The organism is Pseudomonas sp. B22129 (assembly GCF_044218875.1).
Taxonomy (GTDB): domain Bacteria; phylum Pseudomonadota; class Gammaproteobacteria; order Pseudomonadales; family Pseudomonadaceae; genus Aquipseudomonas.
The window spans coordinates 5327187-5352723 of sequence record NZ_CP162592.1 but is presented as its reverse complement, the minus strand read 5'-3'; the positions used below and the strand labels follow the sequence as shown (position 1 = coordinate 5352723).

General features: G+C 62.6%; 23 protein-coding genes and 1 pseudogene. 13 read left to right on the top strand and 11 right to left on the bottom strand.

The window, feature by feature from the left end; translation table 11 throughout:
* Window positions 1-102: 102 nt before the first annotated feature.
* Genes AB4P94_RS24360 through AB4P94_RS24350 form a run of 3 tightly spaced genes read right to left on the bottom strand, consistent with a single transcriptional unit; the run spans window position 103 to window position 4173 of the window.
* Window positions 103-1518, bottom strand: coding sequence for an FGGY family carbohydrate kinase (locus AB4P94_RS24360; protein WP_395607856.1), 1416 nt, complete (start codon window positions 1516-1518; stop codon window positions 103-105).
* Window positions 1515-2777: an NAD(P)/FAD-dependent oxidoreductase gene (locus AB4P94_RS24355; protein WP_395607855.1), complete on the bottom strand. Its 1263-nt coding sequence runs from the start codon at window positions 2775-2777 to the stop codon at window positions 1515-1517. The genes AB4P94_RS24360 and AB4P94_RS24355 overlap by 4 nt, the downstream gene beginning before the upstream one ends.
* Window positions 2767-4173 (bottom strand): NAD(P)/FAD-dependent oxidoreductase, encoded by a 1407-nt coding sequence (locus AB4P94_RS24350; RefSeq protein ID WP_395607854.1) that lies wholly within the window; start codon window positions 4171-4173, stop codon window positions 2767-2769. The genes AB4P94_RS24355 and AB4P94_RS24350 overlap by 11 nt, the downstream gene beginning before the upstream one ends.
* A 499-nt stretch (window positions 4174-4672) precedes the next feature.
* On the opposite strand from AB4P94_RS24350, the gene AB4P94_RS24345 reads away from it, so the two are divergent.
* From AB4P94_RS24345 to AB4P94_RS24320, 6 genes are all read left to right on the top strand, one after another.
* Complete coding sequence (locus tag AB4P94_RS24345) at window positions 4673-5584, top strand: arginase family protein (RefSeq protein ID WP_395607853.1); 912 nt, start codon at window positions 4673-4675, stop codon at window positions 5582-5584.
* A gap of 78 nt (window positions 5585-5662) precedes the next feature.
* Complete coding sequence (locus AB4P94_RS24340) at window positions 5663-6841, top strand: cystathionine beta-lyase (RefSeq protein WP_395607852.1); 1179 nt, start codon at window positions 5663-5665, stop codon at window positions 6839-6841.
* Entirely contained in the window at window positions 6838-7857 is a 1020-nt protein-coding gene (locus AB4P94_RS24335) for an amino acid ABC transporter substrate-binding protein (RefSeq protein WP_395607851.1), read from the top strand. The genes AB4P94_RS24340 and AB4P94_RS24335 overlap by 4 nt, the downstream gene beginning before the upstream one ends.
* 34 nt (window positions 7858-7891) lie before the next feature.
* Entirely contained in the window at window positions 7892-8821 is a 930-nt protein-coding gene (locus AB4P94_RS24330; protein ID WP_395607850.1) for an alpha/beta hydrolase, read from the top strand.
* A 66-nt stretch (window positions 8822-8887) separates the two neighbouring features.
* Window positions 8888-9307, top strand: a complete 420-nt coding sequence (locus AB4P94_RS24325) for a cupin domain-containing protein (protein ID WP_395607849.1) — start codon at window positions 8888-8890, stop codon at window positions 9305-9307.
* The gene (locus tag AB4P94_RS24320; RefSeq protein WP_395607848.1) at window positions 9304-10758 is read left to right on the top strand and encodes an amidase family protein; all 1455 of its coding nucleotides are present in this window, start codon (window positions 9304-9306) and stop codon (window positions 10756-10758) included. Before AB4P94_RS24325 ends, AB4P94_RS24320 begins: the two co-directional genes overlap by 4 nt.
* Here AB4P94_RS24320 and AB4P94_RS24315 read toward each other — a convergent pair.
* The 3 genes from AB4P94_RS24315 to AB4P94_RS24305 form a co-directional block, all read right to left on the bottom strand.
* Entirely contained in the window at window positions 10748-12139 is a 1392-nt protein-coding gene (locus AB4P94_RS24315) for a class II fumarate hydratase (protein WP_395607847.1), read from the bottom strand. The two genes, AB4P94_RS24320 and AB4P94_RS24315, sit on opposite strands and share 11 nt — an antisense overlap.
* A gap of 12 nt (window positions 12140-12151) precedes the next feature.
* Complete coding sequence (locus AB4P94_RS24310) at window positions 12152-13456, bottom strand: cation:dicarboxylate symporter family transporter (protein WP_395607846.1); 1305 nt, start codon at window positions 13454-13456, stop codon at window positions 12152-12154.
* A gap of 192 nt (window positions 13457-13648) precedes the next feature.
* Window positions 13649-15004 carry an adenylosuccinate lyase family protein gene (locus AB4P94_RS24305; protein ID WP_395607845.1) on the bottom strand — a complete coding sequence of 452 codons (1356 nt, stop codon included), beginning with the start codon at window positions 15002-15004 and terminating at the stop codon, window positions 13649-13651.
* A gap of 113 nt (window positions 15005-15117) precedes the next feature.
* Between AB4P94_RS24305 and AB4P94_RS24300 the strand changes: the two genes are divergently transcribed.
* Entirely contained in the window at window positions 15118-15849 is a 732-nt protein-coding gene (locus tag AB4P94_RS24300) for a GntR family transcriptional regulator (protein ID WP_395607844.1), read from the top strand.
* Here AB4P94_RS24300 and AB4P94_RS24295 read toward each other — a convergent pair.
* Together AB4P94_RS24295 and AB4P94_RS24290 are read right to left on the bottom strand one after the other, a co-directional pair.
* Window positions 15846-16553 (bottom strand): methyl-accepting chemotaxis protein, encoded by a 708-nt coding sequence (locus tag AB4P94_RS24295; RefSeq protein ID WP_395611384.1) that lies wholly within the window; start codon window positions 16551-16553, stop codon window positions 15846-15848. The genes AB4P94_RS24300 and AB4P94_RS24295 overlap by 4 nt on opposite strands.
* A gap of 465 nt (window positions 16554-17018) precedes the next feature.
* A pseudogene (locus AB4P94_RS24290) lies at window positions 17019-17459 on the bottom strand (methyl-accepting chemotaxis protein); the annotation flags it as partial.
* A gap of 258 nt (window positions 17460-17717) precedes the next feature.
* Here AB4P94_RS24290 and fmdA point away from each other — a divergent pair.
* The 6 genes from fmdA to AB4P94_RS24260 all read left to right on the top strand — a co-directional run bounded on the left by fmdA (window position 17718) and on the right by AB4P94_RS24260 (window position 23337).
* The gene (gene fmdA / locus AB4P94_RS24285; protein ID WP_395607843.1) at window positions 17718-18947 is read left to right on the top strand and encodes a formamidase; all 1230 of its coding nucleotides are present in this window, start codon (window positions 17718-17720) and stop codon (window positions 18945-18947) included.
* 2 nt (window positions 18948-18949) lie between these two features.
* Window positions 18950-19297, top strand: coding sequence for a zinc ribbon domain-containing protein (locus AB4P94_RS24280; protein ID WP_395607842.1), 348 nt, complete (start codon window positions 18950-18952; stop codon window positions 19295-19297).
* Window positions 19298-19312: 15 nt separating this feature from the next.
* Window positions 19313-20356 (top strand): aliphatic amidase, encoded by a 1044-nt coding sequence (locus AB4P94_RS24275; protein ID WP_395607841.1) that lies wholly within the window; start codon window positions 19313-19315, stop codon window positions 20354-20356.
* 3 nt (window positions 20357-20359) lie between these two features.
* Window positions 20360-21316: an AAA family ATPase gene (locus AB4P94_RS24270; RefSeq protein ID WP_395607840.1), complete on the top strand. Its 957-nt coding sequence runs from the start codon at window positions 20360-20362 to the stop codon at window positions 21314-21316.
* Window positions 21317-21383: 67 nt separating this feature from the next.
* Window positions 21384-21956, top strand: a complete 573-nt coding sequence (locus AB4P94_RS24265) for a DUF2239 family protein (RefSeq protein ID WP_395607839.1) — start codon at window positions 21384-21386, stop codon at window positions 21954-21956.
* 25 nt (window positions 21957-21981) lie between these two features.
* A complete protein-coding gene (locus AB4P94_RS24260; protein WP_395607838.1) occupies window positions 21982-23337 on the top strand; it encodes an MATE family efflux transporter in 1356 nt (451 codons plus the stop codon).
* Here the strand turns inward: AB4P94_RS24260 and AB4P94_RS24255 are convergent, their stop codons facing one another.
* The 3 genes from AB4P94_RS24255 to AB4P94_RS24245 form a co-directional block, all read right to left on the bottom strand.
* Window positions 23338-23799, bottom strand: coding sequence for a DUF4440 domain-containing protein (locus AB4P94_RS24255; protein WP_395607837.1), 462 nt, complete (start codon window positions 23797-23799; stop codon window positions 23338-23340).
* Window positions 23800-23865: 66 nt separating this feature from the next.
* Complete coding sequence (locus AB4P94_RS24250) at window positions 23866-24831, bottom strand: GlxA family transcriptional regulator (protein WP_395607836.1); 966 nt, start codon at window positions 24829-24831, stop codon at window positions 23866-23868.
* Between the two features lie 60 nt (window positions 24832-24891).
* Window positions 24892-25473, bottom strand: a complete 582-nt coding sequence (locus AB4P94_RS24245; RefSeq protein WP_395607835.1) for a TetR/AcrR family transcriptional regulator — start codon at window positions 25471-25473, stop codon at window positions 24892-24894.
* Between the last annotated feature and the right edge of the window lie 64 nt (window positions 25474-25537).

Below are 25537 nucleotides of genomic sequence, written 5' to 3'. Positions count from 1 at the left end.
GAATGTCTCCTTCAAAAAAGCAGAGGACAAGGCTCGGCGCACGGGTTGGCGGAGCAACCAGCGAAACCTGAGGCTTAACGGGGTGATGCACTTCCCTGTGGTTTATCTCCAGGTGCGACAGCGGCTGACGGCATCGCTGAAGGTGTCCCTCCAGGCCCGGGCGGTGGCCGCACTGACCCGTGGGTGGAACTCGGTACAGGTATTGCGCGGCGCGACCAGGGTCTTGCCCAAACCGCGCGCGGCCAGGGCTGCGCAGCCAAATGCGGTGAGTTCGTCGAAGCGTTGGGTGACGATGCAACGTTGCAGCGCGTCGGCGAGGAACTGCGCGAAATACGGGCTGCGCGCCAGGCCGCCGTCGATGGACAGGCGGTCGGTGACACTGAGGAACTGGTCCATCGCGCTGATCACTTCAACGCTGCGCAGGGCCACGCCTTCGAGTAGGGCCTGGCACATGTCGTGGCGCGTGGTGCCGCCGTGCATGCCCACCCACAATGCTGCGGCGCTGCGGTCCCAGTGCGGGCACGCCAGGCCCGACAGCGCCGGGACGAAAGCCAATTGGCGGCCGATTGCAGGCGGTTGGTCGAAGCCGGCCAACTCGGAAAAGTCGGTGAACAACCCCAGGCGACCGGCCCATTCCACGGCGGCACTGGCGTCGTAGACACCACCGTCCATGGCGTACACCGGCTTGCCGTCGATTTGCCAGGCGAGGGTGGCGAGCAAGCCCTTTTCCGGGGCGCGGATGATTTCGTCGCCGGTCAGGGTCAGCGCAAAGGCGCCGGTGCCGAACGTGATTTTTGCGTCACCCGGTTGGCGGCAGCCGTGGCCATACAGCGAGGCCTGCTGGTCGACCACCGAGGCCGTCACCGGCGTGGCACCGATTTCACCGAAATGGCCCACGGTGTCGAAAATCGGCGGCAAGGTTTCGATGGGCACGCCAAACAGCTCGCACAGGTCCGGGTCCCATTGCCCGGTGGCGAGGTTCATCAACGAGGTGCGCGAGGCGGTGGTGACGTCGGTGGCAAACACCCCGGTCAGGCGGTCGAGAAACCACGCGTCAGTCGTACCCAGGCGCAAGCGCCCGGCTGTGTGCGCCTGTTGTGCGGCGGGCAAGTGGTTGAGGATCCAGGCCAGTTTGCTCGCGGAAAAATACGCGTCCAGCGCCAGCCCGGCGCGGGCCAGGGTCAGGCGTTCGCCACCGTCGGCGCGCAGTTTTTCAATGGCCGGGCCGGTGCGGTTGTCTTGCCAGACGATCACCGGCGACAGCGGTTTGCCGGTGATGGCGTCCCACGCCAGGCAACTTTCACCCTGGTTGGCCAGGCCAATGGCGTCCACCTGCCCGGTGGCCTCCAGGCAGCGTTGCAGGTTGGCGAGCAGCTCCAGCGGGTCATGCTCGACCCAGCCCGGCTGCGGATGATGTTGCTGATGGCGCAAGGCGAGCTGGATATCGGCCGAGCCGTCATCGCTCGCCACCAGCACGCGGGTGCTGGTGGTACCTTGGTCGAGGGCGGCAATTTTCATGGGGTGTCTCCTTGGGCCGGCGTGGCGTGTGCATGGCCGACAAAGTCGACATCAAGTTGCTGGATGCTGGCGTTGAGTTTGAGGGCCGCGACAGGAATCAGGATGCGTCGCTCCGGCAGGCAGGCCATGGGTTTGCTCCAGACCGGCACGCCGTCGGCATACACGGTCAGCTCGCCTTCAGTGGCTTGGCTGACTCGCAATTGCAGGTGTTCCAGGCCCGCCACGCCGGTCGGCGCGAAACGCTGGGGCACGCAGAGTTTCAACGGTGCGCGGCAGCGGATGGCGAGGGTGTGGTGGGCCGTGGGGATCTCGCCGCGCAAGTCCTTGGCGAGCAGGCGCGCGATGCTGGCGCCTTCGCGGTACGACCAGCCGGCGGTTTCCACCGGGCGCAGCAGGTTGCCGGCGGCGAAATAAGCCGGGTCCGAGCAGCGCCCGTATTGGTCGATCACCGGGCCACCGCTGTTGGGGTCCAGCAGCAAGTGGCTCTGGCGCACCAGGCTGGCTTCCGGCAGAAAGTTGCCGGTGAGCAGCACGCCATCGCATTCGAAGCGCGCCAACTGCCCGTTGGCCAGGCGCACGCTGGCGGCTTCCACACGGCCGCTGCCATGGATGTCCAGCAACTGCGCGCCAAAATGCAGCGGCACGCCGCAAAACCTGGGGAACAGCGACAACGGCCAGCGAGCGGTGGCGCGAACGTTAGGCTCAATCATCGCCACCGGTTTGATACCGGCACGGCGGCAACTGAGGATCGAGGACAGGCTCACCAGCTCGGTACCGATAATCAACGGGCGTTCAAAGGGTTTGAGGTTGTGCAGGTAGAGATAGGCTTGCAGTGCGCCGGTGTTGATGACGCCCAGTGGCCGGTCGCCGCCGATCAAGCGTGCCGCGCGCGGGGTTTCCCGCACGCCGGTGGCGAGCAACACACGTTTGGCTTGCAGCGTTACGGCACCCGCAGTGCTGACCAGGTGCAGGCAGCCGCCTTGCCCCAGGTGCGTCACGGTGTGGCCCAGCCGCAGTTCGACCCCGGCCGAGCGGGCTTCGGCGACGTTGCGCCGGGCATAGTCGGGGCCCGAGTAAATCCGCCCATACTCGCGAAAACCAAACGGCGGATGGCCACAGTGCCGGGGCACGCCACCGGGCGTGTTCTCGCGTTCGATCACCACCACACGCTGCACGCCCTGGCGCCGCAGTTCGACAGCGGCCGACAACCCGGCCGGGCCGCTGCCAATAATCGCCACGTCCACATAGTCAGGCTTCATGGGCAACTCCCGTGGCCAGTGGCTGCGCGAGGTGTCCTGCACTCAATTGCGCCACCCGTGCGCCGCAGTAAAAACCCTGGCAGCGGCCCATGCAGGCACGCGTGCGACGCTTGAGACCGCCGAGGTCGCCAGGGGGCAGGGGGCTGTCAAAGGCTGCCTGGATTTCCCGCGAGGTCACCCATTCGCAATGACAGACGATTTCACCGAAACCTGGCTGCTGGTAGTCCCGGGGCAAGTGCTCGGCGAGGTTCGGCATATGTGGCCAAACCCACTGAGTCACGGGCGTGTGGTGCGCGCGTTGGCGATACAGCTCGAACACATGCTGCGCGATACCCAGCGCCGCCGTCAGCCCGGTGGAGCGGATGCCGCCCACGGTAATCCAGTGCTGGCCGGCGTTGTCATGGATGCGGTATTCCTTTTTCTCGCTGGCCGGGCGCAGGGCGGCGTAGGTCGCTGTCACCGGCATGCTCTCCAGCGCCGGAATGCGCGCTACGGCGGCGTCGATCAGTTGGTTGAGTACGGCTGGGGTCAGCCCGGCGTGATCGCGGTCGTCCTGTTCTTCGGCGGTGGGCCCGACCAGCAGGTTGCCGAACACCGTACGGGTGATCACGATGCCCTTGGTGCGCTCATTCGGCACCGGCAGGATGATGTTGCCGAGCAGGGCCGAGGCCGCTTTGTCGAACACTACAAACTGGCCTTTGCGCGGGTGGATGCTGAACGCACTGTTGCCCAGCAGGCGGTGTTCCAGGCGGTCGCCGAACAAGCCGGCGCAATTGATCACGGTGTGGGCCAGGAAGGCGCCACGGTGGGTCGACAGCCGCCAGGTCTGGCCGTCGAAATGCCCGGCCTCCACTTCAGTGGCGGTGTGCACGGTGGCGCCATGGGCGAGGGCCTGTTGCAGGTAACCGAGCGGTGCGGACCAGGGGTCGATCAGGGACTCCCCGGGTACCGAAACCGCGCCCCGTGCGCCGTGTGCCAAATGCGGTTCTGCGCGGCGAAGGTCTTCGGCGCCCAGCAAGCGTGCGTCGCTCACGCCATTGGCATGGGCTTGCTGCAGGATGGCGTCAAGTCTGGCCAGGTCGTCTTCATTCCAGGCCACCACCATGGCGCCAGTCTTGAGCAGCGGCAGGTTCATGCGCCCGTGGATTTCCAGGTATTCCTGATAGCCCGCCTGCATGCACGCCAGCTCGACGCTGCCCGGTGGCGCATCAAAGCCTGTGTGCAAGATCGCACTGTTACCTTTGCTGGCGCCCGAAAGAATGTCCGTGCCTTTTTCCAGCAACAGCACCCGTGCACCTTCGAGGGTGAAGCGCCGGGCCATGGCGCACCCTACGACGCCGGCGCCGATGATTGCCACGTCATAACTATTGGTGGCGTTGGAGAATAGTGGGTTCATGGTGTTGCCTGATCCTTATATCGATCACGAAACTTGAATGCCGATAAAAAGAGCAGTGACTGTGCCAGTCGAGGGAGTGGGTGTGGGAATGTTGTTTTTAGCCGGTTGAAGTCGGTCAAATATGGAATAGTTGTTTGCTTAATCCCCTATAACGTTGGTTTTAATTGATTTTTTGTGTGGGTTATCACTTTTTAGTTCATTGCTACTTTGCGACACAGTGGGGCATTTCAACGTTACAAGTGCACTCAAGTGAGGCGTTTACTTAGTGAGGCTTCAAATAAGCTTAAGTGGCGCAGCCACTGTCGAAGGGAGGCAGTTGTTAGAGGCGCGATAATTCGGTCAATAGACAATTGATTCATGACCGATTCCGATTTTAAAAAACCAATATCCACATCCAAAACAGACATTGGCTCACTCCCTGCGATGACCTCGGCGTAGCGGCACAAAGAAAAACCAGCCGCCGTGGATTAAACCCGAGAGAAACCAGAGAGGATGTTCCATGCGTAACTTCGCAATCATTGAAGCCCCGTCCGTGCTCGGCCATATTCCCACTCACCTGGGCGTGGCCCGCATGCCTGACGCGTTGCTCAAGGCCGGATTGGCGCAACGCTTGGGCGCACGGCTTGCCGGACGGGTGGAGTCGCCACCGTGGCGCGAAGAGCGCGATCCGGAAACCCAAATCATGAACCCCCACGCTATCAACGAATACTCGATCAACCTGGCGGACAAGGTCGGCGAGGTGATGGACAAGGGCGAGTTCCCGGTGGTGATCGGCGGCGACTGCTCGATCCTGCTTGGCACACTGCTGGGGCTGCGCCGTCGTGGACGTTTCGGGCTGTTCTACCTGGACGGCCACGCTGACTTCTATGAAGCCGAAAAGAACCCGATCTCCGGCGCTGCCTCGGCCAGCGACCTGGGCTACGCCACGGGCCGCGGCCCGGCGGTGGTCGCCGATATCGAAGGTCGGCGCCCCTTGCTGCGGGATGAGGATGTGGTGCTGTTCGGTTACCGCGATGGCGCGATTCAGGCGCGCAACCGTTGCCAGCCGATCCCCGAAGCGCTGCTGGCGTTCAACCGCAATGAAGTGCGCATACTGGGCACAGAGACAGCGGCGGAAGAAGCGGTGGCGCATTTGACGCGGGTGGACGGCCCTGAAGGTTTCTGGATTCACGTGGATGTGGACGTGCTCGACCAAGGCATCATGTGGGCGTGCGACCACCCGCAACCGGACGGTTTCTCGTGGGACGATCTGGCGACCACGTTGCGCACGGCCATGCAGTCACCCCAGGCCATTGGTATCCAGTTCACCATCTACAACCCTGACATGGACCCCGGCCACCTGAGCGGTCGCGGCCTGGCCGGCACCATTGCGCGGGCGCTCGCGCCATTCGGCCAAGCCAAGGTCGCTTGAGCCCTTCGAAGTGGCCGGCGCGCTGCGCCACTTCACCCCCGATTCGTTTCCCTGCCACCTGGACGTGGAGGTATCCCCATGCCCCGACATAGACAAACCACTGTGCTCGACCCCACCGTACGTGCGCCGGCCGGCTTTCGCTCACTGGCCACCGCCACCCATCGCGGCTCCACCACGCTGTTTGCCAGCGCCCGCGACGTACGTGACGATTGGTGCCCCGAACGCGTGCCCTACGCCTACGGCTTGCACGGCACGCCGACCAGCCTTGAGCTGGCCGCGCGCGTTGCCGAACTGGAAGGCGCTGAACACTGCTTTATCACCCCCGGCGGCCAGGCGGCGATTGCGCTGGTGTACTTCGCCTTTTGTGCGGCGGGCGACCATGTGCTGGTGCCGCAAAGCGCTTACGGCCCCAACAATGATCTGGCCCGTGAACTGTTGGCCAAACTCGGCATCACGGTGCAGACCTACGACCCGATGCTCGGCGCCGATATCGCTGCGCTGATCCGCCCCAACACCCGGCTGATCTGGTGTGAAAGCCCAGGCTCGGCCACCATGGAAGTCCAGGACGTGCCCGCTATCGCCGCCGTGGCGCGCACCTGCGGTGCGGTGCTGGCGCTGGACAACACCTATGCCAGCGGCGTGTTTTTCGACGCTTTTGCCCACGGGGTGGACGTGTCGATCCAGGCGTTGACCAAGTACATCGGTGGTCACAGCGACCTGCTCCTCGGCTCGGTTTCCACCCGCAACGCCGCCCATTACCAAGCCCTTGGCCTGGCGCGCTCGCTGTTGGGCATGGCGGTTTCGCCGGACGACTGCAGCCTGGCCCTGCGCGGCTTGCAAACTTTATGGGTGCGCCTGGCCCATTTGCAAAGCGCCACGCTGCAGGTGGCGCACTGGCTCAAAGGGCGGCCGGAAGTTGACAAAGTCCTGCACCCGGCGCTGCCCGATTGCCCGGGCCATGATCTGTGGCAGCGCGATTTCACGGGCTCCACCAGTGTGTTTTCGGTGGTATTCGGTGCGGGCCTGAGTGGTGAAGCGCTGCTGGATTTCATCGACCGGCTCAGCCTGTTCCATATCGGCTACAGCTGGGGCGGCGTGACCAGCCTGGTCGCGCCGCATTTCAACCTCAGCCGCGACGTGCGCTCGTACGGCGACCGCCTGGTGCGTTTCAACATTGGCCTTGAGCACGTCGACGACCTGATCGCTGACCTCGAACAGGCGTTTTCCCTGCACGATAACCACGGAGATGGGCAATGAAAACCTTCAAGTCGTTGATGATCGCGAGCGCGGTGCTGGGTTTTAGTGGCCTGGCACAGGCCGGTGCCACGCTGGACGCGATTCACAAGAAGGGCTTTATCCAGTGCGGCGTGTCTGACGGCATTCCGGGCTTCTCGGTCCCGGACAAAAATGGCAAGCAACAGGGCCTGGATGTGGACTTTTGCCGCGCCGTGGCCGCAGCGGTTTTCGGCGATGCCGACAAGGTGCGTTTCACCCCCACCAACGGCAAGGAGCGCTTGGCCGCGCTGCAATCGGGCGAGATCGATATTCTCTCGCGCAGCACCACCTGGACCAGCTCGCGCGATGCCGGCATGGGCCTGGTGTTTGCCGGCGTGACCTACTACGACGGCGCCGGTTTCATGGTTAACAAGAAGCTCGGCGTGACCAGCGCCGACGAGCTGGACGGCGCCTCGATCTGTATTCAGGCGGGCACCACCACTGAGCTGAACGCCTCGGATTTTTTCCGCAGTCACGGGCTCAAGTACACGCCGATCACCTTCGACACCTCCGAAGAAACCGCCAAGGCGCTGCAGGCCGGGCGCTGTGATGTGATCACCGCCGACAAGTCCCAGCTCAACGCCCAGCGCAGCCAGATGACCACGCCGTCCGACTTTGTGATTTTGCCGCAGACCATTTCCAAGGAGCCGCTGGGGCCGTCGGTGCGCCGGGGCGATGACGAGTGGTTCAGCATCGTGCGCTGGACGCTGTTTGCGATGCTCAATGCGGAGGAGGCGGGGGTGACCTCGGCGAATGTCGAGGCCCAGGCCAGCGCCACGAAAAACCCGGATGTGGCGCGGTTGCTCGGTGCCGATGGCGAGTATGGCAAGGACCTGAAACTGCCGAAGGACTGGGTGGTGCAGATCGTCAAGCAGGTCGGCAATTACGGCGAAGTGTTCGCGCGTGCGTTCGGGCCGGATACCCCCCTGGCGATTGACCGCGGCCTGAACAACTTGTGGAACCACGGTGGCATTCAATACGGGCCCCCGGTGCGGTGAACTAACCTTTGAACAGCCTGTTGGAGCCAATGCGATGCCTTTGAATACCCTTTGCCGTGCCCTGGTGCTGTTTGCCAGCCTGATGTTGACAGGCCTCGCCGCGCATGCAGAAACCGGCAGCGTCGATGATACCGCCTCGATCGCCAGCAAAACCCTGGGCCAGGCGGTGAAATACACGGTCTACCTGCCGCCCGATTACAGCCATTCCACGCGGTCCTACCCGGTGCTGTACATGATGCATGGCGGTGATGACGGCCGTTACAACGACTGGTTTGTGCAGGACAACCTCGGCGCCTTGCTCGACCGGCTGATCACTGAGGGCGCCATCCCGGCGATGATCGTTATCACCCCCGACGGCCTGCGCAACCCCGAGAACAAATACGCCACGTATTTCATGAACGACGCTGACGGCAAGTTCCAGTGGGAGACCATGTTCATTCACGAGTTCATTCCGGCCATGCAGAAGCGCTACCGCATCCTCGATGACAAGCGTTTCCGGGCCATGGGCGGGTTGTCCATGGGCGGATTTGCTTCGCTGATGTATGCCTTCAAATACCCTGACCTGTTCAGCGCGGCCGCTGTGATGAGTGCGGCGGTGCGCACCGATGAACAGATCACCCAGATGGACGCCGCCGGCTACGAACGCCGTTACGGCCACGCCTGGGGCGAAGGTTTGAGCGGCGAGCAGCGCCTGAACGCGCAATACCACCAGAAAAACGTGCTGGATGTGCTCAAACACACCCCGGTCGACGACTTGCGCAAGACCCGGTACTACCTCGACGTGGGCACCAACGACCCATTCTTCCTCGGCAATGCGCTGCTGCACCTGGAGATGAACAAACTCGGTATCGCCCACAGGTTCCAGACCCGACCGGGTGCGCACAATTATGATTTCTGGGTACCGGGCTCCGAACCGTTGCTGAGGTTTGTGGGGCTTAATTTCCAGGAGCGCAACGTGCAGTAACCATGGAATAACCCGGCGGGCTCAGGTGTTTACCGATAGACCTGATCACACACCGAGCCTGCCCGGATGACCGACAACAAGACCTGCCACCTGCTTCGCCCCCGTGCTGCCGTGATTGGCAAGCAAGGCCTGTATAACGCCGTAGGGATTTCCACCGAGACGGTGGGCGCCACCGGGATCAACCTGCAAATCGTCAGCATCCCCGCCGGTGCACGGGCCAGGACCCATATGCATGAAGGCCATGAAACCGCGATCTATGCCCTGAGCGGCGTGTCCAGCGTGTGGTATGGCCAGCAACTGGAAAGCCACGCGGTCATTCACCCCGGCGATTTTTTTTACATTCCGGCAGGCATGCCTCATCAGCCTTACAACGATACCGATGAGCCGGTGTCGGTGCTGGTGGCACGCTCTGACCCCAATGAACAGGAAAGCGTGGTGCTGATGCCGCACCTCGACACGTTGCACGTTAGCGGTGAAACACCGTGAGCACCGACAGCACCTACCGCAGCGCCACTGAGTTGATCGCCGACATCGCGGCCGGCCGCCTCAGCAGCCGCGCCTTGCTCGAGAGCTACATCGCTCGCGTGGACATGCTCGACCCGGCACTCAACAGTATTGTCGCGCTGAACCTGGAAGAAGCACGGCTCAAGGCCGATCTGGCCGATACGGCGGTACGCAATGGCCTGCCGTTGGGGCCTTTGCATGGCTTGCCGATGACCATCAAGGACACCTTTGAAGTACTCGGCATGCCGTGTACCGCCGGCGCATCGACGCTGCGGGACCATCGCCCGCGCAAATCGGCGGCGGCGGTCAAGCGCCTGGAAGATGCCGGGGCCATCGTGTTCGGCAAGACCAATGTGCCGGCGATGGCCGGGGATATCCAGACCTACAACCGCCTGTTCGGCACCACCCACAACCCCTGGAACCTGGCGCTGACGCCGGGGGGTTCCTCGGGGGGCGCGGCGGTGGCGTTGGCGGCGGGTTTTACGCCGCTGGAACTGGGCAGCGACATTGGCGGTTCTATTCGGATCCCGGCGCACTTCACCGGGGTGTACGGGCATAAACCCACGTACGGCCTCGTGCCTCAACGCGGGCATATTCCTGGGGCGCCGGGTGAGTTGGCAGAAGGGCACCTGAATGTCGTTGGCCCGTTGGCGCGCAACGCTGCGGACCTGCAAGTGCTGCTGGACGTCATCGCCGGCGGGCAGGTTCAACTGCCTGCGCCGCGCCGCGCGACCCTCAAGGCATTTCGCGTGCTGTTGTGGACCGAAGACGCCGATTGCCCCCTGGACAGCGACATGACCGAGGCCTACAGGCAGCTGCGTCTGGAATTGGAGGCGGCGGGGGTAGAGGTGGTGCAGGGCGCGCCTGCCGGCGCGTCGCTGGAGCGGTTGTTTGCGGCGTACCTGCTGCAGCTGGGCGCCAAGTTGGGTGCGTCGCTGCCTGCCACCCGCCGCCGCTTCATGGGCCTGATCGCGCCGGTGTTGCGTGTGCTGGGCGGGGTAATAGACATGCCCCGCCATGCTGACAAGTTCTATGAAGGCACCGGCATGAGCCATGCCGACTGGTTGCTGGCCCATGAGCACGGCCTGCACCTGCGCGAAGCCTTCCTCAAGACCTTCGACGACTTCGACGTGATCCTCGCACCGCCCACCTTCACCACGGCGTTTGCCCATGACCACTCCAGCGTCATCAGCCTGCGCAGCCTGAAGGTGGACGGTAAAAAACGCCATTACGCCGACCTCTACCAATGGATCGCGCCCGCCACGCTGATGGGCCTGCCGGCCACCAACGCGCCCATTGGCCTCACCCGCCAGGGGCTGCCGGTGGGTGTGCAGATCATTGGCGCGCCTTTTGAGGACCGCACCACGATCAGGTTCGCCGAGTGCATGGCCGAGGTGGTCGGCGGGTTCCAGATGCCGCCGGCTATGGGGTAGGGCGGATCATCGCTTCGGGCCGTACGCGTTGCGCGTATTCCTCGGCGCTCATGAAGCCCAGTTGCACGGCAGCTTGCTTGGGTGACAAACCTTCATCCGCCGCCTTGCGGGTGATTTGCGCCACGCGGTCATAGCCCAGCACCGGGTTGAGCACCGTGGCCATCAACAGTGAATGTTCCACGTTGCGCGCCAATTGTGGCCGGTTGACGTCAAGGCCGTTGAGCAGCTTGTGGCTGAACAGGTTGATGCAATCGGTCAGCACCTCGATTGATTGCAGCAGGTTGTGGATCAACACCGGCTTGGCCACGTTCAGCTCGAAGGTGCTGGAGGCGCCCGCCAGGGTGACAGTGACGTGATTGCCCATCACCTGCATCGCCGCCTGCACCAGCACTTCGGCGATGGTCGGGTTGCGTTTGCCGGGCATGATCGAGGAGGTCAGGCCGTCGTCCGGTACGATCAATTCGCCCAGGCCGCAGCGTGGGCCCGAGCCGAGCAGGCGGATGTCATTGGCGATCTTGGTCAGCGACACCGCCAGTACGTTCAGCGCGCCGCTGACTTCCACCAACGCATCGTGGGTGCCCATGCCCTCGAATTTGCACGGGTTGGGAGTGAAGCGCTCGCCTGTGAGTTGGCTGATTTCTTCGCAGAACGCCACGTCAAACCCGGCTGGGGTGTTCAGCCCGGTGCCCACCGCCGTGCCGCCTTGAGGTAACAGACGCAGGCGTGGCATGCAGGCTTCGATGCGCGCGATGCCGTGCCGGATCTGCTGGGCAAAGCTGTCAAAGGCCTGGCCCTGGGTCATCGGCACAGCATCCATCAGGTGGGTGCGGCCAATTTTCAGCACGTCCTGCCAGGCTTCGGCCCTGGCGGCCAGCTCATCACGCAAATGCTCAAGGGCGGGTAGCAGGCGCCCGCGCAGTTCCAGCACCGTGGTCAGGTGCATCACCGTGGGGAAGCTGTCGTTGGAGGATTGCGAGCGGTTCACGTGATCGTTGGGGTGCACCGGGGACTTGCCGCCCAGCTCACTGCCCAATTGTTGATTGGCGCGGTTGGCGATCACCTCGTTGGCGTTCATGTTGGTCTGGGTGCCGGAGCCGGTCTGCCAGATCGACAGCGGGAAATGCCCGTCAAAATGCCCGTCGGCGACTTCCTGTGCGGCCTGTTCAATGGCGTGGGCGATGCTCGGCGCCAGCGTGCCAAGCCGTGCGTTGGCACGGGCGCAGGCGCGTTTTTGCTGGCCGAAGGCGCGGATCAGGCTGGCGGGGAACGGCTGTTTACTGCCGAACACCTCCAGCGCCCGCTGGGTTTGTGCGCCCCAGTAACGCTCGGCCGGGATGTTCACCGGGCCGAAGGCGTCATGTTCGATGCGTGTACTGGACATTCAGTGGCCCCCTTAAAGCGCAGCGCCGGCCGCACGGCCGAGCACGCGTTGGTATTCATCCTGGGCGGTCTGTTGGGAGAACTCGCCGGACCATTTGGACACCACCACGGTGGCCACGCTGTTGCCGATGGTGTTGCAGGTGGCAATCGCCATGGACATGAAGCGGTACACGCCGAACAGCAACGCCAGGCCTTCGGCGGGCAATACGCCGATGGCGGTCACGGTGGCGGCAAACACCACAAAGCTGCCACCTGACACGGCTGCTGCGCCTTTGGAGGTGACGAGCATGATCGCGATGATGCCCAGTTGTTGCTCCCAGCTCAGCGGCACGCCGTAGGCGTTGGCGATAAACAGCACGCACAACGACATGTAGATCGAGGTGCCGTCGAGGTTGAAGGCGTAGCCGGTGGGCAGCACCAGGCCAACGCTCTGTTTGGAGCAGCCGAATTTTTCCAGCTTTTGCAGCAGGCGTGGCAGCGCGCTTTCCGATGAGGCCGTGCCGAGCACGATGAAGATTTCATCCTTGATATAGGTGAGGAAACGCCACAGGCTGAAGCCGCTCAAGCGGCACACCGCGCCCAGTACCACGAAGATAAAAAAGGCGATGCCGACGTAGAACATCAACACCAGGTTGGCCAGGGACATCAGCACGGCGGTGCCGTTGCTGCCCACCGCGTAGGCCACCGAACCGAAGGCGCCCAGCGGCGCGAACTTCATGATCAGGTTGATGAATTCGAAGAAGCATTCGGAGATGCGGTTCAGGCCATCTTCAATCACTGCACGACGCTCCGGCTTCAACGCCAGCAGGGCGAAGCCGAACAGCACCGAGATCACCAGCACTTGCAGCAACTGGCCGCCGGCGAACGCACCGACGAAATTGTCGGGGAAGATGCCGTAGATGAAGTCCATGGTCGAGGCGGGCGCATGGCCCTTGGCGACGGCAGCGCTGGCCGCTGCGGCGGCGGCACTGCTGGGGTGCGCGTCGTGCATCCCGGAGCCGATTTGCAGCAAGTTGCCCCACAACAAACCGATGGCCAGCGCGATGGTCGACACCACCTCGAAGTAAATCAGCGCACGCAGGCCAACCTTGCCGACGCGCTTGATATCACCGGCTGAAGCGATGCCGTGCACCACCGTGAAAAACACCAGCGGTGCGACGGCGGTCTTGATCAGCTTGAGGAAGATGTCGCCGAGAATCTTGAAACTGGCGGCCAGTTCCGGGGCGAGAAAGCCAAAGGCAATGCCGAGGAACATGGCGGCGACGACCTGAAAGGTCAGGTCCTTGTAGAGCGGTTTTTTGGCGGGGGTGGATGACATGTCTGTGATCTCGTTGTTGTTATGGTTCTGAAAACGTTGGAGAACTCTTGTGGGAGCGGGCTTGTGTGGGAGCGGGCTTGCTCGCGAAAGCGGAGTGTCAGCCGCCCCATTCATGGCTGACCCACCGTATTCGCGAGCAAGCCCGCTCCCACACAAGCCCACTCCCACAGGGGGACTCCATTGGTTTTGGGGTCAGCGTTTAACCGCCCCCTCACGCGCCAGCGCGATATCCACCATCTGCGGCGCGAGCCCCAGGTAGTTGGCCGGGTCGGTCAGGCGTTGCAGTTCGGCCAGGTCCAGTTGTGCGGTGGCTTCACCTTGGGCGAGCAGGGCGTCGAGCAGGCTGGTGCCCTGGTCGTTGGCCATGCGGCACGCGGCGTACACCACGTCGTGGGCCACCTGGCGACCGAGCGCCGGAGCCAGGCCCATCATCACGGCTTCGGCAACGATCAGGCCCTGGGTCATGTCGAGGTTCTTGCGCATGCGCTCGGGGCGCACTTCCAGCCCGGCGAGCATGAAGGTTGCCTGGCCGAGGGACGCGGCGCTGAGGGCGAAGGCTTCGGGGATGGCGATCCATTCGGCCTGCCACGGGCCGGTGGAGCGTTCGAAGTCCTGGATCATCGCGTCAAGCATCAGCCCGGCGTGTTGGCGCACGCCTTTGGCGGCGGCGTACATCAGCTCGCAGGAAATCGGGTTGCGTTTTTGCGGCATGGTGCTGCTGGCGCCACGGCCCTTGACGAACGGTTCGTACACTTCGCCCAGCTCGCTGGTCATCATCATCATGATGTCCAGGGCGATCTTGCCCAGGGAACCGGTGACCAGGCCGAGGAAGTTCAGGGTTTCGGCCAGCCCGTCACGGGCCACGTGCCAGGTGGCTTGCGGCACGCCCAGGCCCAGTTCGGCCATCAGCGCTTGCTGCACTTCCAGGCCCTTGTCGCCGAGCGAGGCGAGGGTGCCGGCCGCCCCGGCGAACTGGCCGATTTCTACCCGTGGGCGCAGTTCCACCAGGCGCTCGGCGTGGCGGTCGAACATGCTCAGCCACACCGCGCACTTGTAGCCAAACGTGATCGGCAGCGCGTGTTGCAAATGGGTGCGACCGGCCATTGGCGTGTCACGGTAGCGCGCGGCGAGGCCGGCGAGCAGGCCGCGCACTGTCTGGATATCGCGCTCGACGATGGCCAATGCGGCACGCACTTGCAGGACCACGGCGGTGTCCATGATGTCCTGGGTGGTGGCGCCCCAGTGCACGTAGCGGCCTGCGTCGCCGCAGATCTTCGACAACTGTTCAACCAGCGGCAGGATCGGATAACCGACGATCTCGGTCTCGTGCTGCATCAACGCCAGGTCCAGGGCTGCATAGGTGGACAGCGCAGCGATCTGCTCGGCGGCCTCGGCCGGGATCACGCCACAGCGAGCTTCAGCGCGCGCCAGGGCCACTTCCACTTCGATGTAGCGTTCGATCAGGGCTTTATCGGAGAACACACCGCGCATTTCGGCGGTGCCGAACATGTCGCGGAACAGGGCGGAATCAAAAACGGTACTCGACATGGGAAAGTCCTAATTGTTATTTTTAAACCATACATATTTAATATGTCCGTACATTATGATTACGCCTGTGCTGATACACTGTCAACTCGACAGCGAGGGTAAGAATGGAAAGCGTGAGCCAGAGGCGTTATGCGGCGGTGGCCAAGGACTTGATCGAGCAGATTGGCAGCGGCCATTACCCGGTGGGGTCGTTGTTGCCGACTGAGTTCGAGCTGTGTTCGCTGTACGCGGTGAGCCGCCACACGGTGCGTGCGGCCATCGACCAGTTGCAGGGCCAGGGCATGGTGTCGCGGCGCAAGCGCGTGGGCACGCGGGTCGAGGCTGCATCGCCCAAGGGGGGGTATTCCCAGGCGATGGCTTCGGTGGCCGACCTGGTGCAAGTGGCCGAAACCCATATCCGTGATATTCAGGACGTGCGCGAATTCGTCGCCGACATCGCGTTGGCGCGGCGCCTGGGGCTGGAGCCGGGCGGGCATTACTTCTGTGTGTCGAGCATCAAGGTCGATGCCAGTGCCGGCAATGCGCCGTTGTGCTGGACGGATGTCTACGCCGAACAGACCTTTGCCGAAGTGATTCCCGAGGCGCGCAAACACCCGGATGAGTTGATCGCGGCGTTGATCGGCAAGGCGTTTTCACGGCCTATTGAGGTGGTGGACCAGCAGGTGCGGCCGGTGCAATTGTCCGCCGAACTGGCCGGGAGCCTGAAGGCCCAGAGCGGTGCGCTGGGCCTGGCCATTGTGCGTCAGTACCGTGATGAAGTCGGCGCGTTGATCGCCGTGTCGGAGTCGGTTTACCCCGCCGACCGCTTCACCCTGACCATGCAAATGAAGCGCGACAAGCTCTAAGCCACGTTGAAGAACGCCACCTTGGTGCTCAAGCGGTCTGCCAGCTCCGCCAGTTCACGGTTGGCGCTTTCCGCCACTTCGGAGCCGCCCGCCGATTGCACGGTGGAGCTGTGGATACGCGTGACATTCTGCGCCACCTCTTCAGCCGCCGCGCTCTGCTGCACCGAGGCACTGGCAATCTGCGCGTTCATCGCGTTGATGGCGCCCACTTCCTGACTGATCTTGCCCAGCGCCACCTGGGAGTCGCGGGTCTGTGTCACGGTGACCTGAGCCAGGCTACGGCTGCGCTGCATGATGTCGGCGGCGTCCTGGGTGCCGCTTTGCAGTTTGCCGATCATGTCGCGGATTTCCTGAGTGGATTCCTGGGTGCGTGTGGCGAGCGAGCGCACTTCATCCGCCACCACTGCAAAGCCCCGACCGTGTTCACCGGCGCGTGCCGCTTCAATCGCAGCATTCAAGGCGAGCAGGTTGGTTTGCGCGGCAATGGCGTTGATCACTTCGATCACGGTTTCGATGTTTTCGCTGTCGCTGGACACTTGGTTAACACGCGTGGTGGCTTGGTCGAGGATCGTCGCCAACTCTTCGATGGCGGTGCTGACTTCGCCCACCAGGCGATGACCGCTGTCGACTTCAGCGTCGGCCAGGATCGTGGCTTTGGATGCCGCAGACGCGTAGCCCGAGACCTCGCTGACCGAGGCGGCCATTTGCGTGATCGCGGCGGCCACATGCTCGGCTTCACTGGTTTGCAGGGTGATTTGCTGGCGGTTGTCGCTGGCCACCGACAGCAGGGTGACCGAGGATTGGCGCAGGGCCTGGGCGGCTGCGCGCACGTCGGTGATGGTGTCGCCCAAGCGTGACAGGGCGCTTTTCAGAATGCCCATCACGCTGTCGGGGTAGCGGGTTTCAATCGGCTGGTTCAAATCGCCATTGGCCAAGCGACGAATCGCCTCGGCCACTTCCTCAGGCTCGGCGCCGAGGGTGGCCTTGACCTTGCGGATGATCAGCCACGACACCAGCACGCTCAGAATGATTGCCACGGTGCTGGCGGCGATCATCAGCAGGGCGAACTGGCTGGCGGCGGCTTGTACCGTGTCCAGGCGTGTTTTGATTTGCGCTTCTTCGTAGTCGATCAGCGCGTTGACGCGTTTCAGCCACTCGGTGTAATAACCCGAGGTCTGCGCGAGCAACAGGTCCTGAGCGGCGTTGAGGTCGTTGCTGCGGCGTAGGGTGGTCACGCGCTCGGAGGAGGCCAGGGCTTGCACTTCGATGGCCTTGATATCGCTCAGCAGGCGGGTTTCTTCGGCACTGGCGTGGGTGCTGAACAGGCGGTCAAGCATCACGGCGGAGTCCTGGTAGTCACGCTTGAGTTGATCGATTTCAGCCAGGTGCGCGTTCAACGCGGGCGCGTCCTTGACCAGCACCGCATCGCGAATGGCGATGGCGCGGTTGTGCACGCTGCCACGGAAATTGATCGCATAACGCTGGGCTACCGCGGCTTTTTCCCCGACGTCCTTCAGGGTGCTGTCAATAAAACCCACGCGTTGGATACCGACGGCGGTGATCAACACCAGCAATGACAGCGTGGACGCAAAGCCCAGTCCGATACGCATCGCCAACGAGATAGGTTTTTTCATGAAAGGCCCGATAATCAGAGGGTTAAGAGTGATGGCTAAAAGCTATCTGTCTCGCGGAATCTAACCATCCCCGGGCGGTGCGTCCAATCAGAAATAGCTGACCCTGACATCGAGCGAATTGATGGAATAAAACGCGACCCTCGGGTTTTATACGTCATCCAACGTATTTTCCGTTTGCCCTGCGCGCTTGAGACTGGATTGAACGCAACACGTCATCCGTCCAGGAGCCAGCCCATGACCGAAACGCTGATCAAAGTCGACCTCAACCAGCCCGTCACCGAAAACGAAAACATTCATAACCGCTGGCATCCGGATATTCCCATGGCCTGCTGGGTGAAGCCGGGGGATGACTTCATCCTGGAAACCTATGACTGGACCGCCGGTGCGATCAAGAACAATGATGACGCCAGCGACGTGCGCGATGTGGACCTGTCCACCGTGCATTACCTCTCGGGCCCGGTGGGCGTACACGGCGCCGAGCCGGGTGATTTGCTGGTGGTGGACCTGCTCGATATCGGCGCCAAGGCGGACTCGCAGTGGGGCTTCAACGGGTTCTTTTCGCGGCAGAACGGCGGCGGCTTTCTCACCGATCACTTTCCCAGCGCACAAAAAGCCATCTGGGATTTCAAGGGCATGTTCACCAGCTCGCGGCACATCCCGGGGGTGAATTTTGCCGGCCTGATTCACCCCGGCTTGATCGGTTGCCTGCCCGACCCGGTGATGTTGGCTGACTGGAACCGTCGCGAACAGGCGTTGATCGACACCAACCCGACCCGTGTGCCTCCGCTGGCCAACGCACCGCTCGCTGCCACTGCGCACATGGGCAAACTCAAAGGCCAGGCCCGCGATGACGCCGCCGCTACCGGCGCACGCACCGTGCCGCCGCGTGAGCACGGCGGTAACTGCGATATCAAGGATTTGTCCCGTGGCTCGAAGATCTTCTTTCCGGTCTACGTCAACGGTGCCGGGCTGTCGGTGGGCGATTTGCACTTCAGCCAGGGCGACGGCGAAATCACCTTTTGCGGCGCCATCGAAATGGCCGGCTGGGTGCACATGAAAGTCGAGCTGATCAAGGGCGGCATGGCCAAATACGGAATCAAGAACCCGGTGTTCAAGCCAAGCCCGATCACGCCGAACTACAAGAATTACCTGATCTTCGAAGGCATCTCGGTGGATGAACAGGGCCAGCAGCACTACCTGGACGTCAACGTCGCGTACCGCCAGGCGTGCTTGAATGCGATCAACTACCTGACCAAGTTCGGCTACTCGCCCGCCCAGGGTTATGCGCTGCTCGGCTCGGCGCCGGTGCAGGGGCATATCAGCGGCGTGGTGGATATTCCAAATGCCTGCGCAACCTTGTGGTTGCCTACGGAAATCTTCGAATTCGACATCAACCCCAACGCAAACGGCTCGACCCAATTCCTCGACGGCAGCATCGACCTGCCCATCGCCCCGGACCTGTAGCCATGCCGACCTACGAATACAGCTGCGACACCTGCGGCACTTTCACGATGTTGCGCCCCATCGCCCAGCGCCATGACCCCAGCGAATGCCCGTATTGCGCCTCGGCCGGCGGGCAACTGTTGGTGTCGGCGCCGGCCCTGGGCATTCTTTCAGCCAACCAGCGCAAGGCCATCGCCGGCAACGAGCGCAGCGCGCATGCGCCGCAAACCGTGGGTGAATATCAGGAGAGTCGCCGCCATCCTGCGGGCTGTAGCTGTTGCGGGACGAGTAAAAAAGTCGAACCCAGCAAAGCCAATCCGTTGGGGCTCAAGACCAAAACCGGGCCACGGCCGTGGATGATCAGCCACTAGACCAGGAGCATTGTGATGCGTCATGGCGATATTTCCAGCAGCCCCGACACCGTCGGTGTCGCGGTGGTGAACTACAAGATGCCGCGCCTGCACAGCAAGGCTGAGGTCATCGATAACGCGAAAAAGATTGCCGACATTATCCTCGGCATGAAGCAGGGCCTGCCGGGCATGGACTTGGTGGTGTTTCCCGAATACAGCACCATGGGCATCATGTACGACCCTGACGAGATGATGGCCACTGCCGCGAGCATTCCGGGCGAAGAGACGGCGATCTTTTCTGCGGCGTGCCGCCAGGCCAACACCTGGGGCGTGTTTTCCCTGACCGGTGAGCGCCACGAAGAGCATCCGCACAAGGCGCCGTACAACACGCTGGTGCTGATCAATAACCTCGGTGAAATCGTGCAGCGTTACCGCAAGTGCATTCCGTGGTGCCCGATTGAAGGCTGGTACCCGGGGGATCGCACCTACGTGTGTGACGGGCCCAAGGGCATGAAGATCAGCTTGATCATCTGCGACGACGGCAACTACCCGGAGATCTGGCGCGACTGCGCGATGAAGGGCGCCGAGCTGATCGTGCGCTGCCAGGGCTATATGTACCCGGCCAAGGAGCAGCAAGTGCAGATGTCCAAGAGCATGGCCTGGGCCAATAACTGCTATGTCGCCGTGGCCAACGCCGCCGGGTTTGACGGGGTGTATTCGTACTTTGGCCATTCGGCGATCATCGGTTTTGACGGGCGCACCCTGGGTGAATGTGGCGAGGAGGAGATGGGCATTCAGTACGCGCAGTTGTCGGTGTCGCAGATCCGCGATGCGCGGGCCAATGATCAGTCGCAGAACCATCTGTTCAAGTTGCTGCACCGTGGCTACACCGGCCTGCACGCCTCGGGCGATGGCGACAAGGGCGTGGCGGATTGCCCGTTTGAGTTCTATCGCACCTGGGTGCTGGACGCGCAAAAGGCCCGGGACAACGTCGAGCAGTTTACCCGCGGCACGGTCGGCGTCGCCGAGTGCCCGGTGGGGCAGCTGCCGCACGGCGGTCAAGAAAAGACGGTGGAGTAGGGCATGCGTTTTACCTTTGAACCGGCCCAGGTGATGGCGTTGTTGCGCAGCCGGATTGTGGGGCAGGACGCCGCGCTGGCCGAGGTGGAAGGGCTGCTCAAAGTGGTCAAGGCCGACATCGGCGAGCGTGACCGGCCGCTGAGCGTCAACCTGTTCATGGGGCCGACCGGCGTCGGCAAGACTGAAATAGTGCGGCTGTTGGCCCAGGCGCTGCACGGCCGTGCCGACAGTTTCTGCCGCATCGACATGCACACCCTGGCCCAGGAGCATTACGCCGCTGCGCTTACCGGCGCACCGCCGGGTTATGTGGGCAGCAAGGAGGGCATCAGCCTGTTCAACAGCGAGTTGATCCAGGGCACTTACAGCCGGCCGGGGATCGTGTTGTTCGACGAACTGGAAAAGGCCAGCCAGGAGGTGGTACGCAGCCTGCTCGGCATTCTGGAAAACGGCCAACTGGCCTTGGCCGGGGGCACGCGCACGCTGGACTTTCGCAACAGCCTGATCTTCATGACCAGCAATATCGGTGCGCAGCAGGCGCGGCGCCATCGCCAAAGGTTTGCGTATGGCTGGCGCCGCCTGTTACGCGTCTTCATTCGCGGCGAGGCGGCGGTGCTGGAAGAGGCGCTGCATGGGCATTTCGAGCCGGAGTTTCTCAACCGCATTGACCGTATCCTGATGTTCGAACCGATTGACAGCCAGTGGCTGGAGGCATTGCTGGATGTGGAACTGCGCAAACTCAATCAGCGCCTGGCCGCGCAGCAGCGGTCGTTGAGCGTGGATAAACCGGTGCGGGCATGGCTGTGCCGTCAGCATGACGCGCGGTTTGGCGCGCGGGCATTGGGCCGGCGCTTGCGGGTGGAGTTGGAGCCCGCCATTGCCGACTGTGTGCTGCGTGAACCTTCAGTGCGAGCAATGCACGTGACGCTGCGCGAGGACCACTTGGAAGTTTCTGCGCAATAGCCTTGCAAGCGGTGTTGTTTTGACTAATATAACCCGGGTAAAACAAATAACATCCGGGTAATAAAAGATGCCTACGCAAAATCTCCCTGCCTGCACCGCCTTTGTTCGTCATCAGCGTGTCGCAGCCGGTGCCTATTCTGACGTTGCCAACGCCCTCTCAAACCTTGAGTTGGTGGCCGGCAGTTTCCTGGTCTTCGATGACGCCACCGGCAGCCAGGTCGACTACCCCTGGCCAGTGGGGTATGCCCCCGAGCGACTGGAACCTGCCGAGATCGAAGACGAACCCGCGGCAGCGCCGTCGGTTGGTCGTCCAAAACTGGGGGTGGTGGCGCGGGAGGTCACCTTGTTGCCGCGCCACTGGGAATGGCTTGGCCAACAGCGCGGTGGCGCCTCGGCGGCATTGCGCCGATTGGTCGATGAAGCGCGCAGTGCCCATGCTTCCCGTGACCAGATGCGCTTGGCCAAAGAAGCCAGCTATCGTTTCATGAGCGCCATCGCTGGCGACCTGCCGGGTTTCGAAGACGCCTCGCGGGCGCTGTTTGCCAGCGATGCGGCCATTTTTTCAGGCACGATTGCGCATTGGCCGAACGACGTACGCAGCTATCTGGCCTGGCTGTCGCGCAATGCTTTCCCCGTCTGACAATAATCCCGGGACCCGAACCACCATGGAAGTCACCCCCAAACGGCCGTTGTGGCAGATCTACCTGATCTTTTTGGCACCGATGGTGCTGTCCAACTTCCTGCAAAGTTTTTCCGGCACGCTGAATGGCATTTATGTCGGGCAAATGCTCGGCACCCAGGCGCTGGCGGCGGTGTCGGGGATGTTCCCCATTGTGTTTTTTTTCATTGCCTTGGTGATCGGGCTGGGCGCTGGCGCTTCGGTGTTGATCGGGCAGGCGTGGGGCGCCCGGGAAACCGGGCTGGTGAAGGTGATTACCGGCGCAACCCTGACCCTCGGGGCGCTGGTCGGCTTGATCGCGGCCGTATTGGGCAGCCTGTTTGCGCGTCCGGCGTTGCAGGCCCTGGGCACGCCGATCGATGTGTTGGACGACGCAGTCGGCTACGCCCAGGTCATGATGCTGATCATGCCGCTGCTTTTGGTGTTTATCCTCTATACCCAGTTGTTGCGGGGTGTCAGCGACACGATTTCGCCGCTGCTGGCCTTGATGGTTTCAACACTGGTTGGCTTGCTGTTAACCCCGGCGTTGATTCGCGGCTGGATCGGCCTGCCGCCCATGGGCATTCAGAGTGCGGTGTACGCAGGCTTGGTGGGCAATGCCTCGGCCATGCTGTTTCTGGTCCTGCGCCTGCGCCATAAACACCACGTGATGGCGCCGGACCGCGAGTTGCTCGCCGCCTTGCGCCTGGACCGCGCCATTCTCGGCAAGGTCCTGCGCATCGGCCTGCCCACCGGCTTGCAGATGGTGGTGCTGTCGCTGTCGGAATTGGTCATCCTGGCCCTGGTCAACAGCCATGGTTCCCAGGCCACGGCGGCCTATGGCGCGGTGACCCAGATCGTCAATTATGTGCAGTTCCCGGCGCTGTCGATTGCGATCACCGCGTCGATCCTCGGGGCCCAGGCCATTGGTGCCGGGCGCCTGGAGCGCATCGGGCCGATCCTGCGCACGGGGCTGATGATCAACACCTGCCTCACGGGTGGTTTGATTGTGCTTGGCTATGTGTTGTCGCACTGGTTGCTGGGGCTGTTTATCACCGACGATACCGCGCGACTCAATGCCGAACACCTGCTGCATATCATGCTGTGGAGCATCCTGGTCTTCGGTTTCCAGGCGGTGGTCGGCGGGATCATGCGCGCCAGCGGCGTGGTGCTGATGCCGGTGGCGATCTCGATCTTCTGTGTGCTGTGCGTTGAACTTCCGATGGCCTACCTGCTCAACGCGCATTTCGGCCTGGAAGGGGTGTGGATGGCGTTTCCGGTGACCTACCTGGCGATGCTGGCGTTGCAGACGGCTTACTACCGCCTGGTGTGGCGGCATAAGCAGATCAAGCGGTTGGTGTGATTATTTGAAGTGGGTATCGGCCAGCGGCATGATGCTTGCGACGTGCCAGCCGTCCTTGCCTTTCAATAACGTCTGGCTGATCAGGAAGGTGTCCACCTGAGCGGGTTCGCCTGGATGGCCTCGGGTAAAGGCGACCGGCACCATCAGTTGGGCCATCTCGTCGTTCAGCATCACCACACTGAAGTGGTTCATGTCGGGTTGCAGTTGCCAGGTGCCTTTGTAGTACTCCTTGAGTTTGCTGACGACGGCATCCGGGCCCCAGTTGGCTTCGCCCCGGGCAAACCAGAGCATTTTCGGTGAATCCCAGAGCATGGCCCTGATCCGGGTGAGGTCATGGGCGTTTTGCGCCGCGACAAATCGTGTGAAGAACGCCCGGGTTTCGTCCTCTTGCGGGGTCGCGAAAGCAGGGGTAAGAGCGAGTAACGAGAACAGGGCGCCGACGGCCAGTGCACAACGTTTCATAAGGGTTCCTCAGGGGATGGTCGCTGAGGTCAAGCTTAGGCCAGCTCAAACACCGGCAAAGGCCATTTAACCCTCGTTTCTGGACATTGAGTTCGCTTCGTCAGGGTTTCGCGCCGTGCGTCGTATCACCCGTGGCGGCTCGCCGAATTGGCGAATGAAGGCCCGGCGCATGCGCTCGCTGTCGCCAAACCCGGTCTGGCGGGCGATGTTGTCGAGCGGGTGGCGCCCATCCTGGATCAACGCCACGGCCGCCTCGATCCGCAGCTTTTCCACGGCCTTGGCCGGTGAAAGCCCGGTTTGTGCGTGAAACGCGCGGCTGAACTGGCGCAGGCTCAGGTGCGCGGCGTCTGCCAGTTCACTCAACGGCAGGGCGCGATGCAGGTTGTTGCGCATGTACGTCATGGCGGCCTGAATGCGGTCGGTCTTGTGTTCCATATCCAGCAGCACCGAGCGTTGCGGCTGGCCTGCGACGCGGCGGCTCTGAAGAATGAAGGTTTTCGACACGGCGCGGGCGACTGCCGGGCCCAGATCGGCTTCAACCATCGCCAATGCCTGATCAATGCCGGCGGTCATGCCGGCGCTGGTCCAGATTGACCCGTCAATTACAAACAAGCGCTCTTCTTCCAGCTGGACCTTCGGATAGCGCGCGCGAAATTCTGCGGCAAAGAACCAGTGGGTTGTCGCCCGTACGCCGTCGAGCAACCCCGCCTGTGCCAGAAAAAACGTACCGGAGCAGGTGGCCGCGAGACGACGTGTGTGGTTGGCGGCGTGGCGCAGGTAGGCCAGCAGCGGTGCGGTGAATTCGCGGTCACTGCCGCCACCGATGATTACGGTGTCGAACGCAGTCTCGTCGAAGCGTTCGGTGTGCACCACCACGCCCAGGGAACTGCGTACCGGCCCGCCCTGTTCGGAGAGCAGCCTGACATCGTAATGAGCCTTGCCCACGGCGCTGTTGGCACTCTCGAAGACGGACAGCGCAGCGAAGCTCATGACGCCGAAACCGGGAAAGGTGATGAAACCGATGCGCTGCATGATGGGCTCCGGGAGAAGGGCTGCCTCAAGTGTGTACGCTTTGCACGGGCGTGCTGGCGGTTACTGCTTCAACCCTCGCAGGAACAGTTCCAGCCCTTGCAGGCTTTCTTCCAGCCGCTGGCCCGGGTGTTCATCGGCAGCGATCCACAAGGCGGTACTGACCAGGCTGCCATTGATCAGGCGCGCCAACGCCTGGCTGGCAGCCGGTTCGATGATACGCTCACGCATCAGGTGTTCCAGCACGGCGGCCAGGGAATCCACACAGTGTTGCTGATGGCTTGATTCAGTGGCGCCCAGAACCGCAGGGGCATCTTGTAAAACAACGCGCTGAATTTCCGCGTCCTGTGCCATGCGCAGGTAGGCACGGCAACGTTCGCGGAATCCGTCCCAGAGGTCGGTTGCCTCATCGGTGATGCGTTGCAAGTGTGCATCCATCTCGCCGTCGAGTTGCGCCACCACTGCCGCCAACAAGCCTTTCTTGTCACCAAAGTGGTGGTACAACGCACCCCGTGTCAAACCGGCGCGGGCGGTAAAGTCGTCCATCGACGTGTGGGCATACCCCTGCGTGGCGAAGGCTTCGCGAGCGCTGGCGATCAGCCGGGCGCGGGTCTCTTCGATCTGTTCAGCACGGGCTCGACTCATGGGAAAGGCTCGTCAGGGGTGAGTGAATGATTGACATACGCCGCGTATGTTAAGCATGATTTGA